The organism is Nitratireductor sp. XY-223 (assembly GCF_004959855.1).
In the GTDB taxonomy this organism is placed as follows: domain Bacteria; phylum Pseudomonadota; class Alphaproteobacteria; order Rhizobiales; family Rhizobiaceae; genus Hoeflea_A.
In genome coordinates this window covers 123,451-139,447 of the sequence record NZ_SPNT01000003.1, presented here as the reverse complement: position 1 = coordinate 139,447, position 15,997 = coordinate 123,451, and the positions used below count along the sequence as shown (strand labels likewise).

Here is a 15,997-nt window from a genome sequence, read left to right as displayed (position 1 = left end):
TAACGCTCTTTTCATTGATCTTTGAGACCCTGAAAGACGGCCATGCAGGCGCAGCGGAATCGGCATGCGGGCTGAATTCCGCCCAAATTGAAGGGATAATGCTCTGATGTTCAGACTGGCTTTCACGACACTGCTGGCTTCCTCCCTCGTTTTCAGTTCGGCATACACGGCCGGCGCCGAGATCAGCCTGTCCAAGGTGCCGGTACCGAAATCCCGGCCCGGCACGCAGCAGTTGGCGAACAATGTCGTCTCGCCGCACGACACGACCTCCTCTGTTCACAGGACCGCAGATCCCTCGATAAAATCCAGTCAGCTCAAGAAGGGCCTGGATGCGCTTTCCGACAACGAGATCAAGACCTCCCGCGCCATCCGCGACAGCCTGCCGCGCGGCTCCCTCGACCGCGAGGTGCTGACCTGGGCCATCGCCATCTCCGGCGCAACGGGCGTGCCCTCCTCCGAAATCGCCGCTGCGGCGGGCGAACTCGCCCACTGGCCCGGCCTTGCCGTGCTGCGGGTGAAGTCGGAACGGGCACTGTCGCGCGAGGGCGCCACGCCGCAACAGGTAATCACCGCATTCGGAACGAGCAGGCCGGAGACCGTCGAAGGGGCGATCGCACTGGCCCGCGCGCTCAAGGCAACAGGCCAGAAACCCCGGGCGGCGGCGGTCATCGCGCCCGTCTGGCGCGGCGAAGTCCTGGACAAGAGGCTGGAGTCCCTCATCCTCAAGGAATTTTCCGGATTGCTGACGCGCGCCGACCACAAGCGCCGCATGGACATGCTTTTGTATCGCGACCGCATCACCCAGGCGGACCGCGTCGACGCGCTGGCCAACGCGCAATCGCTGTTCAAGGCGCGGGCCGCGGCGATCCGCAAGAGCTCGAAGGCCGCCAAGTTGATCGCGGCGGTGCATCCAAGCTTGCAAAAAGACCCGGGCCTACTGTTCGCTCGCGTCTCCTATCATCGCCGCAAGAAAAACTACGACAAAGCGGCCGAGCTGCTGCTCCAGGCGCCCCGCAATCCCGATGCGCTCGTCAACACGCACGAATGGTGGGTCGAAACGCGCATTGTCTCGCGGGCGTTGGCCGACAAGGGGGACCTGAGGACCGCCTACCGGATTGCCGCGCACCATGTGTCCAGCCGGCCCAAGGACATAATCGAATCGGAATGGCACGCCGGCTGGTACGCGCTTCGGCTTTCCAATGACGGCAAGACGGCAGCGGCGCATTTTCAACGGGCGCTCAACGCAGCCACACGGCCACTGTCCCTGTCGCGCAGCTATTACTGGCTCGGCCGGGCAGCCGAGGCCGGCGGTCCCGGAAAAGCCAGCGACTATTTCGCCCAGGCGGCGCGGTTCTCCGCGACCTATTACGGGCAGCTGGCCGCGGCACGGATCAACAGGAAGGGCATCAACGTGCGCTACCCGTCGCCGACCGCGACGGAACGCACGCACTTTGCCGGGCGCCGCGCGGTGCGCGCCATCCACCGCCTTACCGAAACCGGCCATGGTCACCGGGCCAAGGCACTCTACATTGCCCTTGCCCGCGAACTGACCAGTCCGGGCGAACTCGCGATACTCGCTGCCATGGCCGAGAAGCAGGGCGAGCACCGCCTTTCCCTGCAGGTCGGCAAGATCGCCTTTTACCGCGGCCTCAACGTTGCCGCGCTCGCCTTCCCCACGGGTGTCATTCCGGCAAACGCCAACATCTCCGGATCCGGCAAAGCGCTCGCCTATGCGATTGCCCGCCAGGAAAGCGCGTTCGACAAGGCGGCGGTCTCCAAGGCCAATGCAAGGGGATTGCTGCAATTGCTGCCGACCACCGCCAAGTCGGTCGCCAGGAAACACGGCATCGCCTATTCCAAGGCCAAGCTGACGCGCGACGCGGCCTATAACGCGACCCTGGGCGCCCACTATCTCGGCGAGCACATCGCCGATTTCGACGGATCCTACATCCTGACCTTCATTGCCTATAATGCAGGGCCCAGCCGGTCGCGGCAGTGGATCGAGAAATACGGCGATCCGCGCGGCAAGTCGATCGACTATATCGTCGACTGGGTCGAGCAGATCCCGTTCACCGAGACGCGCAACTATGTGCAGCGGGTTATGGAGAACTACCAAGTCTACAAGGTCCGGCTCGGCCAGTCCTCCGACATCGTCGCGGACCTGCGTTTCGGAAGGCGCTGAGACAGGCGTCAAGCCGTCCACCCAGCCGATAAATCAGCCCAATTTGACGTTCCGACCATATCCATGCGTGTCGGTAATTGATGACGTCCGGCTTTGCTTTGCCGGCCGGATGCCGTATCTGACCACCGGGGGACAATGTCCGGAAGGTCACAGATGGACGATACGGTTGCAACACGCGTCGAGCCCGGCTTCGACCAGGTCTATTTTTCCGCGAGCGACGGTCTCAAGCTCGCGGCGCGGGACTATGGGCGCGGACGGGACGGAACCGATAAGCATGCCACGGTCGTCTGCCTGCCCGGCCTGACCCGCAACAGCGCGGATTTTCACGATCTGGCCCTGATCCTTTCGCGAAGCGAGGCGGCGCCGCGGCGCGTCGTCTGTTTCGACTATCGCGGCCGCGGCCTGTCTGAATGGGACAAGGACAAGTCGAACTACAATATCCAGGTCGAGACCGACGATGTGCTGGCCGGTTGCGCCGCGCTCGCCGTCAAGCACGCGGCATTCGTCGGCACGTCCCGCGGCGCACTGATCATTCACGCCCTTGCCGCGATGCGCCCCGGCATCATGTCGGCGGCCATACTGAACGATGCCGGGCCGGTCGTTGAGGGTGCCGGGCTCGCACAGATCATGGCCTATCACGATCGGATCAAGGACCCGTCCAACCTGCTGCAGGTGGCGGAGACGTTGAAAACGCTTCAGGGGGCCGGTTTCGGCGCGCTGTCGAACCAGGACTGGCGCGATCTGGCCGCGGCCAGTTTCGAAGAAAAGGACGGCAAGGTGGTCGGACGTTTCGATCCGGCGTTGATCGACATGCTGCACGCGATCGACCTGAACGTCCCGCTACCGACGCTGTGGCCGCAATTCGACGGGCTGCGCAACATTTCCCTGCTGACCATACGCGGTGAGAATTCGTCGCTCCTGTCGCAGGCGACCGTGGATGAAATGGCCAGCCGAAATCCGGACATGCAGCGCAACACGGCACCCGGCCAGGGGCACGCGCCGCTGCTTCACGTCGGCGACCTGCCGAAGGTCATCGCCGCGTTCCTGCGCGACGCCGACAAGTCGTGACGCCGCGTCAGTGGTTGTCGCGCGGCATCCCTTTTGACGCGATGCGCTGATACTTCACGGCGCTTTTGAGAACCATTCCGTCCGATAGCTGGTCGACATCGCCGCGCTGCAACTCCTGCCAGGGCGTCTGCGATGCCGGATATTGGTAACCTCCGGCGGCGCCGAGTTCCGAGCGGCGGCGTTCGATTTCGGAATCCTCGACCAGCATGTCCACCGTTCCGGCACCGAGATCGATGCGAACCCGGTCGCCGGTCTTCAACAGGGCCAGGTTGCCGCCGGCGGCGGCCTCGGGCGAGGCGTTCAGGATGGACGGCGAGCCGGAGGTTCCCGACTGGCGACCGTCGCCGATGCAGGGCAGTTCGCGAATGTCCTTCTTGAGGAGGTAGTCGGGCGCGCGCATGTTCACCACTTCGGCCGCACCCGGATAGCCGATCGGCCCGGCGCCGCGCATGAACAATATGCAGTTCTCATCGATCGCGAGCGCCGGATCGTCGATGCGGTGGTGATAATCCTCCGGTCCGTCGAAAACGATCGCCCTACCCTCGAACCGTTTCGGGTGTTGCGGATCCGACAGATAGCGTTCCCGGAACGTTTCGGAAATCACGCTCAGCTTCATGACGGCGGCATCGAATATGTTGCCGCGCATGACCTTGAATCCGGCCTGTTCCTTCAGGGCGTGGTCGAAATCGCGAATGACATCGGCATTCTCGCTGACGATACCGCGGCAGTTGTCGCCGATCGTTCTCCCGTTTGCGGTGATGGCGCCCTCGTGGATCAGGCCATGGCGCATCAGCTCGCCGATCACCGCCGGCGCGCCGCCGGCGCGGTGAAAATCCTCGCCGAGATACTCTCCGGCCGGCTGCAGGTTGACGATCAGGGGAACGTCGAGACCGCGATTCTCCCAATCGTCCAGCGACAGCGCCACGCCGACATGCCGGGCAATGGCGTTCATGTGAATTGGTGCATTCGTTGATCCGCCGATCGCAGAATTGACGGCAATGACGTTCTCGAACGCCTCGCGCGTCATGATGTCGGAGGGTTTCAAATCCTCGTTGACCATGTCGACGATGCGCTTGCCGGTCAGATAGGCGATTTGAGCACGCTCACGATACGGCGCCGGTATCGATGCGCAGCCCGGCAGGGACATGCCGAGCGCCTCGGCAAGCGTGTTCATCGTGGTCGCGGTGCCCATGGTGTTGCAGTAGCCGATGGACGGGGCCGAATCGGACACCATTTCGATGAACGTGTCGTAGTCGATCTTGCCCTCGGACAGCAGTTCCCGGGCCTTCCAGACCACCGTACCCGACCCGACGCGTTCGCCGTGGAACCAACCGTTGAGCATCGGCCCGCCGGTCAGCACGATTGCCGGAAGGTCCACGGTCGCGGCGGCCATCAGGCAGGCCGGTGTGGTCTTGTCGCAGCCGGTGGTCAGAACGACTCCGTCCAGCGGATAGCCGTAGAGCACCTCGACCAGCCCGAGATAGGCGAGATTGCGGTCGAGCGAGGCGGTCGGCCGCTTGCCGGTCTCCTGGATCGGATGGACTGGAAACTCGATGGCAATGCCCCCGGCTTCGCGAATGCCCTCGCGGACCCGCTTTGCCAGTTCGAGGTGCGGCCGGTTGCACGGCGAAAGATCGGAGCCTGTCTGGGCAATGCCGATGATCGGCTTTCCGGATTGCAGTTCCTCGCGGGTCAGCCCGTAATTGAGATAGCGTTCCAGATAGAGCGCGGTCATATCCGGATTGTCCGGATTGTCGAACCACTCCCGAGATCTCAACCTGCGCTGTTTGCCGTCGCCGCTGGTTCCCATCTTGCGCTCCATTGCGTTTGCTCCGCCTCCTTTTTACCTATCGGGAATTCAGCACGCCAGCAAATATTCCGAATAAAGAAACATGGTTTCACATTTTGAAATCATGTTGCTGAAAGTGTTTCGTGAATATTGCGGTGGAATCGAACCCGCCAGACGCTAGGATCGCGGTGCGACCGTTGTCCCACAATCTCCTCATGGAGAACCAAATGGCCTCACTGCTTGTAAAAAATGCCGACATGCTGGTGACGATGGATCGTGATCGACGGGAACTGGCCGGGGGCGGCCTCTACGCCGAGGACGGCGTCATCAAAGCCGTCGGTGCGAGTGAAACGCTCCCGTCGCAGGCCGACCGCGTCATCGACGCGCGCGGCCAGATCGTCCTGCCGGGTTTCGTCAACACCCACCACCACCTCAACCAGACGCTGACACGCAACCTTCCGGCCGCGCAGGACAACAACCTGTTTCCCTGGCTGCAGGCGCACTACCGCATCTGGGCAAAGACCCATCCGGAGGCATCCCGTACGAGCGCCCTCATCGGCCTTGGCGAACTGGCGCTGTCCGGGTGCACGACCGTTTTCGACCATTCCTATCTCTTCCGCAGCGGCAACAAGGTCGACTTCCTGATCGAGGCCGCCGCCGACCTCGGCGTGCGCTTCCATGCAAGCCGCGGTTCGATGTCGCTCGGAGAATCGAAGGGCGGCCTGCCGCCGGACGACTGCGTGGAGGAAGAAGAAGACATCCTGGCCGACTGCATCCGGGTGGTTGACCGCTATCACGATGCCGCGCACGGGGCGATGACCCGCATCGTGCTCGCGCCGTGCTCGCCGTTCTCGGTCTCGGAAGACCTGTTGCGCGAAACCGCCGTGCTGGCGCGCGACAAGAAGGTGATGCTGCATACCCATCTTTGCGAGACGCTCGACGAGGAACGCTACACGCTGGAGCGATTCGGCAAGCGGCCGGTCGAGTGGATGGAGGATCTCGGCTGGCTGGGAGACGATGTGTGGTTCGCCCATGCGATCCATGTCGACGACGAGGAAATCGGCAAGTTTGCCCGCAGCGGCTGCGGGGCCGCGCACTGCCCCTGCTCCAACATGCGCCTTGCCTCCGGCATCGCGCCGGTCAAGAAATACCTTCGCGCGGGCGTAAAGGTCGGACTTGGGGTCGACGGATCGGCCAGCAACGATTCCTCCAACATGCTGCTCGAGGCGCGCCAGGCGATGCTGCTGTCGCGCCTGCAGATGGGACTGCTGCCGCCGGAAGGCCCGCGCAAGCATTTCCTTCTGTCCCAGTCCCACCCGCTACGCACCCATGAGTGGATGACCGCGCGCCAGGCACTGGAACTGGCGACGCTGGGCGGTGCGGCTGTTCTCGGCCGGGACGATGTCGGCGCACTGGAAACCGGAAGATGCGCAGATTTCTTCACTCTCGACCTCAACACGATCGACTATGCCGGCGCGCTGCACGATCCGGTCGCCGCGACCATCTTCTGCGCGCCGCAAAAGGCCCGCTATACGGTGATCAACGGCAAGGTCGTCGTCGAAGACGGCCAGATCGTCACGCTGGACATCGGTTCCGTGATCGAGGAGCACAACCGCCACAGCCGCGAACTGGCCGGCTGATAGCCATTCCTTCGTCCGCCGCCGCCCCCAACTTTGTTGCCGCATTGCCCTTGCAGTCGTTGGATTTCCCGGTATGACACCTTCGCGTGTGCGCGAAGAGACCATCCCGATGAAGATAGGCATCCTGCCTTATGAACATGTGCTGACCGGCAGGCTTTGCGATGTGCCGGCCAGCGATCTGAACTGGCCGCTCGGCGAGCCGGGCGTTTCGGGCACGGTCGGCGATCTCAGCCGTGACGATCATCTGATGCTTTATCCTAGATCCAAATACTTCTGGGATCCGAGACCGGGCGTGCGATGCCGCATCTCGATGCTGATTGCGGAGCCTTTCGCCGTCCACAAGCGCAATTACCTGGCGGCGATCGCCCTGCAGCTTCGGTTTCACCGCATCATCACACACCGCCCCTTCATGGCCCGGTGGACCAGAAACGCCCTGGTCATGCCGTTCGGGGGTGCGTGGGTCGATGTCGCGACAGGCGGGCAACAGGACAAGAACCGGCATATGTCGCTGATCGCCTCGTCCAAGACAGAGCTCGAGGGGCACGCGCTCAGGCACGAAATCGCGCAATGGTGCACGAGCAACGGCAAGGACGTGGATCTTCTTGGCAGCGCCTACAAGGAGCTTGAGCGCAAGGAGGAAGGCCTTTCGTCATACCGCTATTCGATCGTCATCGAAAACAGCCGGGAAGAAGGCTATTTCACCGAGAAGCTCATCGACTGCATGATCTGCCGCACACTCCCGATCTACTGGGGAGCGCCGGATATCGAGCGCCACTTCGACCCGGACGGGATGATAATCTGCCGGTCCGCCGATGAGATCAGATCCGCGATCGCGGCGGCGACACCCGAACTGTACGAGGCCAAGCGGGCCTCGATCGAGGCCAATCGCGACATTGCGTTGCGCTATGTCGACTACGAGGCGAACGCCGCGAACGCCTTGCTGCGGGAAAACACCTGAGCGTCACGCGGGCGCCTGGTGGCGCCGCGACAGTTTTTCGATTTTCCGGCGATAGGAAAAACGCCTGATTTCACGATTCACGCGTTCAAAGACCGTCTTGCCGGACGCAATGGTGCTGCCGCCGGCGGCCTCCGTGTGGTTGGTGAGGCCCGAGGGTGTCAGGACGAGCGGCCGGATGCCGGTAATCCAGTGCATCTGAAGCAGTGTGTCGATCGGGCGGTCGAAGACCTCGGTCACGTAGAGAAGCCGCCGCGCCGCGGCCTGGCTTACCACCTGGCCGGACGTTCTGAGCGGCGTGACAAGCGGCGACATGAGCCTGATGCCGGCGCTCTCGAAATTCAGTTCTGCGCCTGCCGGTACGTCCCTGACGGGCATCTGGATATAGCCTGCGTCCGCGATATGGCTCTCGGCAAAATCAATGGCGGGTCCGGCGACCGCGGCGTCCAGCGCGGCATCGTCCTCAAACACCAGCCCGTAGTCCAGTTCGTCATCGACGATCCGACGCCAGCACCGGCGGTGGCTGAGGAAACAGCCGATTTCAGCCGGCCGGAGGCGAAACGGATAATGCGGGCGGTGCAAACCGGGACTGTAGACCCGGTCAATCTCGTCCTGCTCGAGTTTGCCGCCGTCCACGCCATCGATGATTTCAGTCTCGATCGGGGAGGACCGGACCAGTTCGTCGGCAAATCGTTTGCGGCCCTTGGCACGCGCCAGATGTATTATGAATGCCCGTTTTTGCATGCGCCGTCCGATCCCGAAACCCTGCGTTCACGATGTGACGGCACATCGGTTGGGAGTCAAGACGGCCTGGCGCAGGCAGCGGTCAGCCGCGCCCGTCGGGTGCGGACCAGTCGATCGCGGGACCGGCGGGAACGATGCCGAGCGGATTGCGCAGCGGGCTGGGCGAGAAATAGCCCTGCTTGTAGACGTCAAACCGCACCGTTTCCGCGACGCCGGGCATCTGGTAGATGGCGCGCGCGTAGGCCCACAGGTTCGGATAATCCTGCAGTCGCCGGATGTTGCATTTAAAGGCATAGTGATAGGCGACATCAAAACGGGCGAGTGTCGGGAACAGCCGAAGGTCCGCCTCGGTGAATGCGTCGCCGGCGAGGTAGCGTGTTTCGCCGAGCTGCCCCTCGATCCGGTCGAGGGTTTCGAATACCTCGGCAACGGCCCGGTCGTAGGCCTCCTGCGTGCGCGCGAATCCGGCGCGGTAGACGCCGTTGTTGACGTTGCGGTAGATGCGCTCGTTCCACGCGTCGATCTCGGCTGTGCAATCGTCCGGATAGAGCCGGAGCCCCCCGTCGAAGGACCGGTCGAGCATGCGCACGATATCGGCCGATTCATTGCTGACCGCTACGTTGCGCTCAAGGTCCCAAAGAACAGGCACCGTCACCCTGCCCGTATAGGCAGGGGATACGCGGGCATAGACCTCATGCAGTGCCGACGCGCCGAACACGCTGTCCGCAAACTCTCCGTCCTTTTCGAAGACCCAGCCATCCGCGGTGCGGCGGGGTGCTGCAAAGGAAACGCTGATGTCGTCCGCAAGCCGCTTGAAATGGCGCGCCAGCAAGGCCCTGTGCGCCCAGGGGCAGTTCCAGGCGAGGAAAAGGTGGTAGCGCCCGGGTTTCGCCGCGAAGCCGCCCTCGCCGGTCGGACCGGCCGCGCCGTCCGGCGTGATCCAGTTGCGGATCGTGCTCCTGGCGCGTCTGAATTCGCCGTCCTCCTGCGTGTCCGGCTGCGGGTCTTCCGCCAGATACGCGCCCTTCAACATCAAGCCCATGGTCATCCTCCGGTTGGCGCATTAAATGGCACAAACACAGGCACAATCAACGAAATCGGCTGCCCGATCGGAAGACGGTGCGTCACCCTTTCCCGGCAGGTGCCCCGAATCGAACAGCGCCATTCAGTGGCTGCGGCTGGCTGTCTGGCCAAAACACACGCGATGATATAATCCGATGGTATTGAGGGGACCGCGGATCGGCGGCAGTGAATCGGACAAGGACATGCCAATTCCCAAACTGAAATCGGAAATGAGCCCCGACGAAATGAAGGCGCTGCTGGCGCAGGCGCGCAAGGCGAGCGAGCTTCTCAAGGCGCTTTCGCACGAAACGCGTCTGCTGATTTTGTGCATCCTGTCGGAAGGCGAAAAGTCGGTCTCGGACCTTGAAGGCATATTGTCCATGCCGCAGGCGACCGTCTCGCAGCAGCTCGCACGGCTGCGCTTCGACCGTCTGGTAACGGCGCGGCGCGAGGGCCGTATGATCTACTACAGCATCGCTGACAAGGAGGTCTCGTCCCTGGTCGAGACCCTCTACGAATTGTTCTGCAAGCCGGTGCGGTAAGGCGCATCGGCAAACCGCCTGTCCGCTGACGGGCCTTCTTCCGGCACCTCCCCGCACGGCTCGCAACGAACCGCAGCGACAAATTTTTCACATATTAATATCCTAATTATTGAATATTATAATTTACTCATATATATGAGCTCCAGGACCGAAACGGGAAATGGAGCATCACCGATGTTTAAATTCGCCGCAACGACGAAGATCGACCCCGCTGGGCCGTTCTCCAGCGCTATAGGGGTGCATTGAAATGGCGACGGAATTCACGCCGTTCCTGTCGCTGGCCGGCGGTATCCTGATCGGGCTCGCGGCAACGCTGCTGATGGCCTTTCACGGGCGGATCGCCGGAATGACCGGCATCCTTGCCGGCATCATTCCGCCGCTTTCCAGAGACTGGGGCTGGCGCCTCGCGTTTCTTGCCGGCGCCGTCGCGGCACCGCTGATCTTCACCGCGAGCGGCGGGCATATCGCCTTTTCCGTACCGATTTCGGCACCGGCGCTGATTGCCGGAGGGCTGATCGTCGGCGTTGGCGTCACGCTCGGCTCGGGTTGTACCAGCGGCCATGGCGTGTGCGGCATGGCGCGCCTTTCGCCGCGCTCGATCGTCGCGACGCTGGTCTTCATGGCATCAACGGCAGCAACGGTTTTCATCGTCCGCCATATTCTGGGAGGCATCTGATCCATGCGTATCGCGACCGCGCTCATGATCGGCATGATATTCGGGCTGGGGATCGCACTTTCCGGCATGGCCAATCCGGCCAAGGTGCTCAATTTCTTCGACTTTGCCGGCAGTTGGGACCCAAGCCTGATCTTTGTCATGGGCGGCGCGCTCGTCACGACCGCGATCGGCTATCGGCTGGTGTTCGGCGTCCGGTCCGGGCCGTTGCTCGACAGAGCCTATTACCTGCCCGACAATCGGTTGATCGACCGGCGGCTCGTCATCGGTTCGGCAATCTTCGGGATCGGCTGGGGCATTTCGGGATTCTGTCCCGGTGGCGCCATTCCGGCTCTGGGCCTCGGCTACACCAGCACCGTTCTATTCGTCGCAGCGATGATCGCCGGGATCGCCCTTACCCGCATCGCGCTGAACGTACTGGCGCGGCCGGCACGGGCCTGACGCCACGCGCAACACAAAGGCAGCAAGAGGAAACAAATCATGTCCTACCAAGTCAACATGTCCGTCAAACCGGAGGTCAAGGCCTTCTTTGATCCCGCCACCAACACGATCAGCTATGTTGTCAGGGATCCGGCCAGCAATGCCTGCGCGGTGGTCGATTCCGTCATGGACATCGACTACGCCGCCGGGCGCATCACCTATGAACATGCCGATGAGATCATCGAATACATCCGGCAGAACGGGCTGGAACTGGAATGGATCGTCGAGACCCATGTCCATGCCGACCATTTATCGGCCGCGCCCTACATCCAGGAAAAACTCGGCGGCAAGATCGGAATCGGCGACCAGATCATGGTGGTCCAGAACACCTTCGGCAAGGTGTTCAACGAGGGCACGGAATTCCAGCGGGACGGCTCGCAGTTTGACGCGCTGTTCAAGGACGGTGATTCCTATGACATCGGCACGATGCGCGCCTTCGCGATCTACACGCCGGGCCATACGCCGGCCTGCATGACGCATGTCATCGGCGATGCGGCCTTTGTCGGCGATACGCTTTTCATGCCGGACGGCGGCTCGGCACGCGCCGATTTTCCCGGCGGCGATGCGGCGACACTCTACGATTCCATACACAAGATCCTGACGCTGCCGGACGAAATGCGTCTTTTCATGTGCCACGACTACGGCCCCAACGGCCGGGAAATCCTCTGGGAGACGACCGTCGGAGAGGAAAAGGCCAACAACATTCATGTCGGTGGCGGCAAGACCAAGGAAGAGTTCGTTAAGTTCCGCACCGAGCGCGATGCGACGCTCGACATGCCGACGCTCATCATCCCGTCGCTGCAGGTCAACATGCGCGCCGGCGAAGTGCCGACGGACAAGGACGGACGACCGATGCTGAAAGTGCCCGTCAACACGCTCTGAGGCGCCAGAAGAGGATCGGTCCGCCGCTATCGGCGCAGGAGACCCCGAAAATGGAAATCAAACATATCGACGCCACCCTGGCGGTCAGTCCGCAAATCCTGCCGAGCGATATCGCGGCCATCGCCAATCAGGGCTTCCGCTCCATCGTCTGTAACCGGCCCGACGGCGAAGGGGCCGACCAGCCGGCATTCAAGGAAATCAGCGACGCTGCCGCCGAGGCCGGCCTTGAGTGCCACTATCTTCCCGTGACATCCGGCCGCGTAAAAGACAGCGACGCCGTGGCTTTCGGTGCGGCCATGCAATCCCTGCCCAAGCCGACGCTCGCCTATTGCCGGACGGGAACACGCTCGGCAACGCTGTGGTCGCTCGACGAGGGCGCGCACGGAACCCCCCTGCCCTCCATCCTGGAGACGGCCCGGAAGGCCGGTTACGACATGTCCGGGGTCGTGCGCAGGATCGCCAATGGCGGCAAGACGCCGACCGACACCGCAGATGCCAGCCACGACATCGTCATCGTCGGCGGCGGCGCAGCCGGCATTGCCGCAGCGTCGAGCCTGCATGCCCGGGACGGCGGCCTTGATATCGCGATCATCGATCCGGCCGATATCCACTACTACCAGCCCGGCTGGACGATGGTGGGTGGCGGCATCTTCGACGCGTCGACCACCGCCAAGACGATGGCCTCGCTCATTCCGCGCAACGTGCACTGGATCAAGGCCGCCGTGTCGGCATTCGAGCCGCAGAACAACGCCGTCATTCTCGACGGCTGCCGGGTGGTCAAGTACAACCGGCTGATCGTCGCACCGGGTCTCAAGCTCGACTGGAACGGCGTCGACGGTCTCGTCGAAACGCTGGGCAAGAACGGCGTGACCTCGAACTACCGCTACGATCTTGCACCCTATACGTGGAAGCTGGTCAGCGAGCTGAAATCGGGACGCGCCGTCTTCACCCAGCCGCCGATGCCCATCAAATGCGCCGGCGCGCCGCAGAAGGCGCTCTACCTTTCGGCCGACCACTGGCGCCGCACAGGGGTGCTCGACAAGGTCGACATCCGGTTCTGCAATGCCGGCAACGTCCTGTTCGGCGTCAAGGAATATGTCCCGGCGCTGATGGATTACATCGAACGCTACCGGGCCGAGCTGATGTTCGGACACCGGCTGGTGCGCATCGACGGTCCATCGCGCAAGGCATGGTTCGCGGTTGGCGACGAGGCCGGCAAAGAACGGCAAGCGGAAATCGAATTCGATATGATCCACGTCGTGCCACCGCAGACGGCGCCCGATTTCATCCGCGTCAGCCCACTGGCCGATGCGGCCGGCTGGGTGGATGTCGATCAGAACACGCTGCGCCACAAGAGCTTCGACAACATCTGGTCGCTCGGCGACGTGATGAATGCACCGAATGCCAAAACGGCGGCGGCGGCGCGAAAACAGGCACCGACGGTCGCCAACAACCTGTTGCAGGACATGGGACGCGCCCGCTCGGTCGCCCATTACGACGGCTATGGCTCCTGCCCGCTGACCGTCGAGCGCGGCAAGATCGTGCTCGCCGAATTCGGCTATGGCGGCAAGCTGCTGCCGAGCATGCCGACCTGGCTGATCAACGGCCGCAAACCGACCCGCGCCGCGTGGTTCCTGAAGGAAAAGATCCTGCCGCCGATGTACTGGCGGGCCATGCTGCGCGGCAAGGAATGGCTGGCCAGGCCTGATATGGTCGGCTGAACGCCCGAACAAACCGATCCGAATTCTATCCGGCTCCGCCGTGCGACGGCCGGCGGCCCGGCCTTGCGACCGTGGAAAGACAAATGGCGAGAAACAGCGCATCGCGCGTCCGGCAATACATTCCGCTCCTCGACTGGGGGCGCGGCTACGACCGAAGCGCCCTGGCGGACGACCTGGTTGCCGCCGTCGTCGTCACGATCATGCTGATTCCCCAGTCGCTCGCCTACGCGCTGCTCGCAGGGCTGCCGGCGCAGACGGGCCTCTATGCCTCGATCGCGCCGATTGTGCTCTATGCGATCTTCGGCACCAGCCGGGCTTTGGCGGTCGGGCCGGTTGCGGTCGTGTCGCTGATGACGGCGGCGGCCGTCGGTCAGATCGCGGAGCCCGGATCCGCGCAGTACATTACCGCCGCGCTCACGCTCGCACTGATGTCCGGCGGCTTCCTGCTGCTGCTCGGCGTTTTCAGGCTTGGCTTTCTTGCAAATTTTTTGTCGCATCCAGTGATCGCCGGCTTTATCTCCGCGACCGGAATCCTCATCGCCGCAAACCAGTTGAAGCACATCCTCGGCATCGAGGCATCCGGTCACAATCTGCTCGAACTGCTGGTATCCATCGCCCGGCACCTGTCCGAGGCGAACGGGTTTACCATGGCGATCGGCGTTGCCGCGACGGGTTTTCTCTTCTGGGTGCGCAAGGGCCTGAAGCCGGCGCTGAGGCGCATCGGCTTCGGACCGCGCCTGGCGGACGTCATCGCCAAGGCCGGCCCTGTGGCCGCGGTCGCCCTGACAACGCTCGTTGTCTGGGCCTTCGACCTGGCCGACCGCGGCGTCGCGACGGTGGGCGCGGTGCCGCAAAGCCTGCCGCCGCTGACAATACCCTCCTTTTCCCTGGAGCTGTGGAGCGAACTCGCCGCTGCCGCCGTGCTGATTTCGGTGATCGGCTTTGTCGAATCCGTATCCGTCGCCCAGACCCTGGCAGCCAAGCGCCGGCAGCGAATCGACCCCGACCAGGAACTCGTCGGTCTCGGCGCCGCCAATATCGGCGCGGCCTTCACGGGCGGCTACCCGGTCACCGGCGGATTCGCCCGCTCCGTCGTCAATTTCGACGCCGGTGCGCGGACGCCGGCCGCCGGTGCGTATACGGCCGCGGGACTGGCATTTGCCGCCCTTTTCCTGACGCCGCTGATCTTCTTCCTGCCCAAGGCGACACTGGGCGCGACGATTATCGTGGCCGTGCTGTCGCTTGTCGATTTCTCCATCCTTTCAAAAGCATGGAACTATTCGAAGGCGGATTTCGCGGCTGTCGGCGCGACCGTGCTGATCACACTCGGCGCCGGCGTCGAACTCGGCGTGACGGCGGGCGTGCTGATCTCCGTGCTGATCCATCTTTACCGGACATCGCGGCCGCACACGGCCGTTGTCGGGCGCGTGCCCGGAACCGAGCACTACCGCAACATCCTGCGCCATGATGTCATCACCGACAGGCGGGTGCTGACGCTGCGCGTCGACGAAAGCCTATATTTCGCCAATGCGCGTTTCCTGGAAGACCGCATCTACGACCTGGTGGCGCGGAAGCCGGAGTTGAAGCATGTCGTGCTGATGTGCCCGGCCGTCAACGAAATCGACATGAGCGCGCTGGAATCGCTCGAGGCGATCAACGCGCGTCTCCGGGACATCGGCGTGACCCTCCATCTCAGCGAGGTCAAGGGGCCGGTCATGGACCGGCTGGAGCGCTCGCATTTCCTTGATCAGCTGACCGGCCGGGTCTTTTTGAGTCAGCACCAGGCGATGGAAGCGCTGGCGCGCGACACCGCCTGCGATTTCGACGTGGACGTGATCATGCCCGCCGCAAAAAAAACCTGAGGGAATTGAAAAATCCTTGCACCGCAAAGGAACTATCGCTAATTCGGGCGGTGCCGGAGAGGTGGCCGAGTGGTCGAAGGCGCTCCCCTGCTAAGGGAGTAGACGGGGAACCGTCTCGAGGGTTCGAATCCCTTCCTCTCCGCCATATAGCCTCCCCGCATTTATCCCAGGTCAGTCGAGGAAATCGGCCCGAAGCGGGGGAATCAGGACCGGTGCGACATTGTCCACAAGTCCGAATCAAAACGCACTTGATGGGTATTTACGGCCGTTTCGACGCCCGTCCGGGTGGAGTTCCGCACCGATTCCCGTCGGATTTCCGTGAATTTTATTAACGGCTGTAAAGGGTTTGGGGGGCTGCGTGAGCGAAATCGTGTCTTTTGTGCAACAGCTACCCCCC

Annotated in this window: 13 protein-coding genes and 1 tRNA gene; 11 read left to right on the top strand and 3 right to left on the bottom strand. The window is 62.9% G+C overall.

The window, feature by feature from the left end; all coding sequences use genetic code 11:
- Positions 1-106: 106 nt before the first annotated feature.
- Positions 107-2,182, top strand: a complete 2,076-nt coding sequence (locus tag E4M07_RS12235) for a transglycosylase SLT domain-containing protein (RefSeq protein ID WP_136658636.1) — start codon at positions 107-109, stop codon at positions 2,180-2,182.
- Between the two features lie 153 nt (positions 2,183-2,335).
- Entirely contained in the window at positions 2,336-3,250 is a 915-nt protein-coding gene (locus E4M07_RS12230; RefSeq protein WP_136658635.1) for an alpha/beta hydrolase, read from the top strand.
- A 7-nt stretch (positions 3,251-3,257) separates the two neighbouring features.
- Here the strand turns inward: E4M07_RS12230 and E4M07_RS12225 are convergent, their stop codons facing one another.
- Entirely contained in the window at positions 3,258-5,060 is a 1,803-nt protein-coding gene (locus tag E4M07_RS12225) for an IlvD/Edd family dehydratase (RefSeq protein ID WP_136659182.1), read from the bottom strand.
- A 206-nt stretch (positions 5,061-5,266) separates the two neighbouring features.
- On the opposite strand from E4M07_RS12225, the gene E4M07_RS12220 reads away from it, so the two are divergent.
- Together E4M07_RS12220 and E4M07_RS12215 are read left to right on the top strand one after the other, a co-directional pair.
- The gene (locus tag E4M07_RS12220; protein WP_136658634.1) at positions 5,267-6,679 is read left to right on the top strand and encodes an 8-oxoguanine deaminase; all 1,413 of its coding nucleotides are present in this window, start codon (positions 5,267-5,269) and stop codon (positions 6,677-6,679) included.
- A gap of 73 nt (positions 6,680-6,752) precedes the next feature.
- Positions 6,753-7,637 (top strand): glycosyltransferase family 10, encoded by an 885-nt coding sequence (locus E4M07_RS12215; RefSeq protein ID WP_136658633.1) that lies wholly within the window; start codon positions 6,753-6,755, stop codon positions 7,635-7,637.
- Between the two features lie 3 nt (positions 7,638-7,640).
- Here E4M07_RS12215 and E4M07_RS12210 read toward each other — a convergent pair whose 3' ends face one another.
- Together E4M07_RS12210 and E4M07_RS12205 are read right to left on the bottom strand one after the other, a co-directional pair.
- The gene (locus E4M07_RS12210; protein WP_136658632.1) at positions 7,641-8,378 is read right to left on the bottom strand and encodes a glycosyltransferase family 25 protein; all 738 of its coding nucleotides are present in this window, start codon (positions 8,376-8,378) and stop codon (positions 7,641-7,643) included.
- An 82-nt stretch (positions 8,379-8,460) separates the two neighbouring features.
- Positions 8,461-9,420 (bottom strand): glutathione S-transferase C-terminal domain-containing protein, encoded by a 960-nt coding sequence (locus E4M07_RS12205; RefSeq protein WP_136658631.1) that lies wholly within the window; start codon positions 9,418-9,420, stop codon positions 8,461-8,463.
- Positions 9,421-9,643: 223 nt separating this feature from the next.
- On the opposite strand from E4M07_RS12205, the gene E4M07_RS12200 reads away from it, so the two are divergent.
- The 7 genes from E4M07_RS12200 (at position 9,644) to E4M07_RS12170 (ending at position 15,745) form a co-directional block, all read left to right on the top strand.
- Positions 9,644-9,982 (top strand): metalloregulator ArsR/SmtB family transcription factor, encoded by a 339-nt coding sequence (locus tag E4M07_RS12200; protein WP_136658630.1) that lies wholly within the window; start codon positions 9,644-9,646, stop codon positions 9,980-9,982.
- A 247-nt stretch (positions 9,983-10,229) separates the two neighbouring features.
- On the top strand, positions 10,230-10,658 hold the full coding sequence (locus tag E4M07_RS12195) for a YeeE/YedE family protein (RefSeq protein WP_136658629.1): 429 nt from the start codon (positions 10,230-10,232) through the stop codon (positions 10,656-10,658).
- Between the two features lie 3 nt (positions 10,659-10,661).
- Positions 10,662-11,096 carry a YeeE/YedE family protein gene (locus E4M07_RS12190; RefSeq protein WP_136658628.1) on the top strand — a complete coding sequence of 145 codons (435 nt, stop codon included), beginning with the start codon at positions 10,662-10,664 and terminating at the stop codon, positions 11,094-11,096.
- 39 nt (positions 11,097-11,135) lie between these two features.
- Positions 11,136-12,017: an MBL fold metallo-hydrolase gene (locus E4M07_RS12185; RefSeq protein ID WP_206057236.1), complete on the top strand. Its 882-nt coding sequence runs from the start codon at positions 11,136-11,138 to the stop codon at positions 12,015-12,017.
- Between the two features lie 50 nt (positions 12,018-12,067).
- Entirely contained in the window at positions 12,068-13,738 is a 1,671-nt protein-coding gene (locus tag E4M07_RS12180; RefSeq protein ID WP_136658626.1) for a bifunctional protein tyrosine phosphatase family protein/NAD(P)/FAD-dependent oxidoreductase, read from the top strand.
- Positions 13,739-13,821: 83 nt separating this feature from the next.
- Positions 13,822-15,600 carry a sulfate permease gene (gene sulP, locus E4M07_RS12175; protein ID WP_136658625.1) on the top strand — a complete coding sequence of 593 codons (1,779 nt, stop codon included), beginning with the start codon at positions 13,822-13,824 and terminating at the stop codon, positions 15,598-15,600.
- A 55-nt stretch (positions 15,601-15,655) separates the two neighbouring features.
- Positions 15,656-15,745, top strand: a tRNA-Ser gene (locus E4M07_RS12170).
- Positions 15,746-15,997 lie beyond the last annotated feature (252 nt).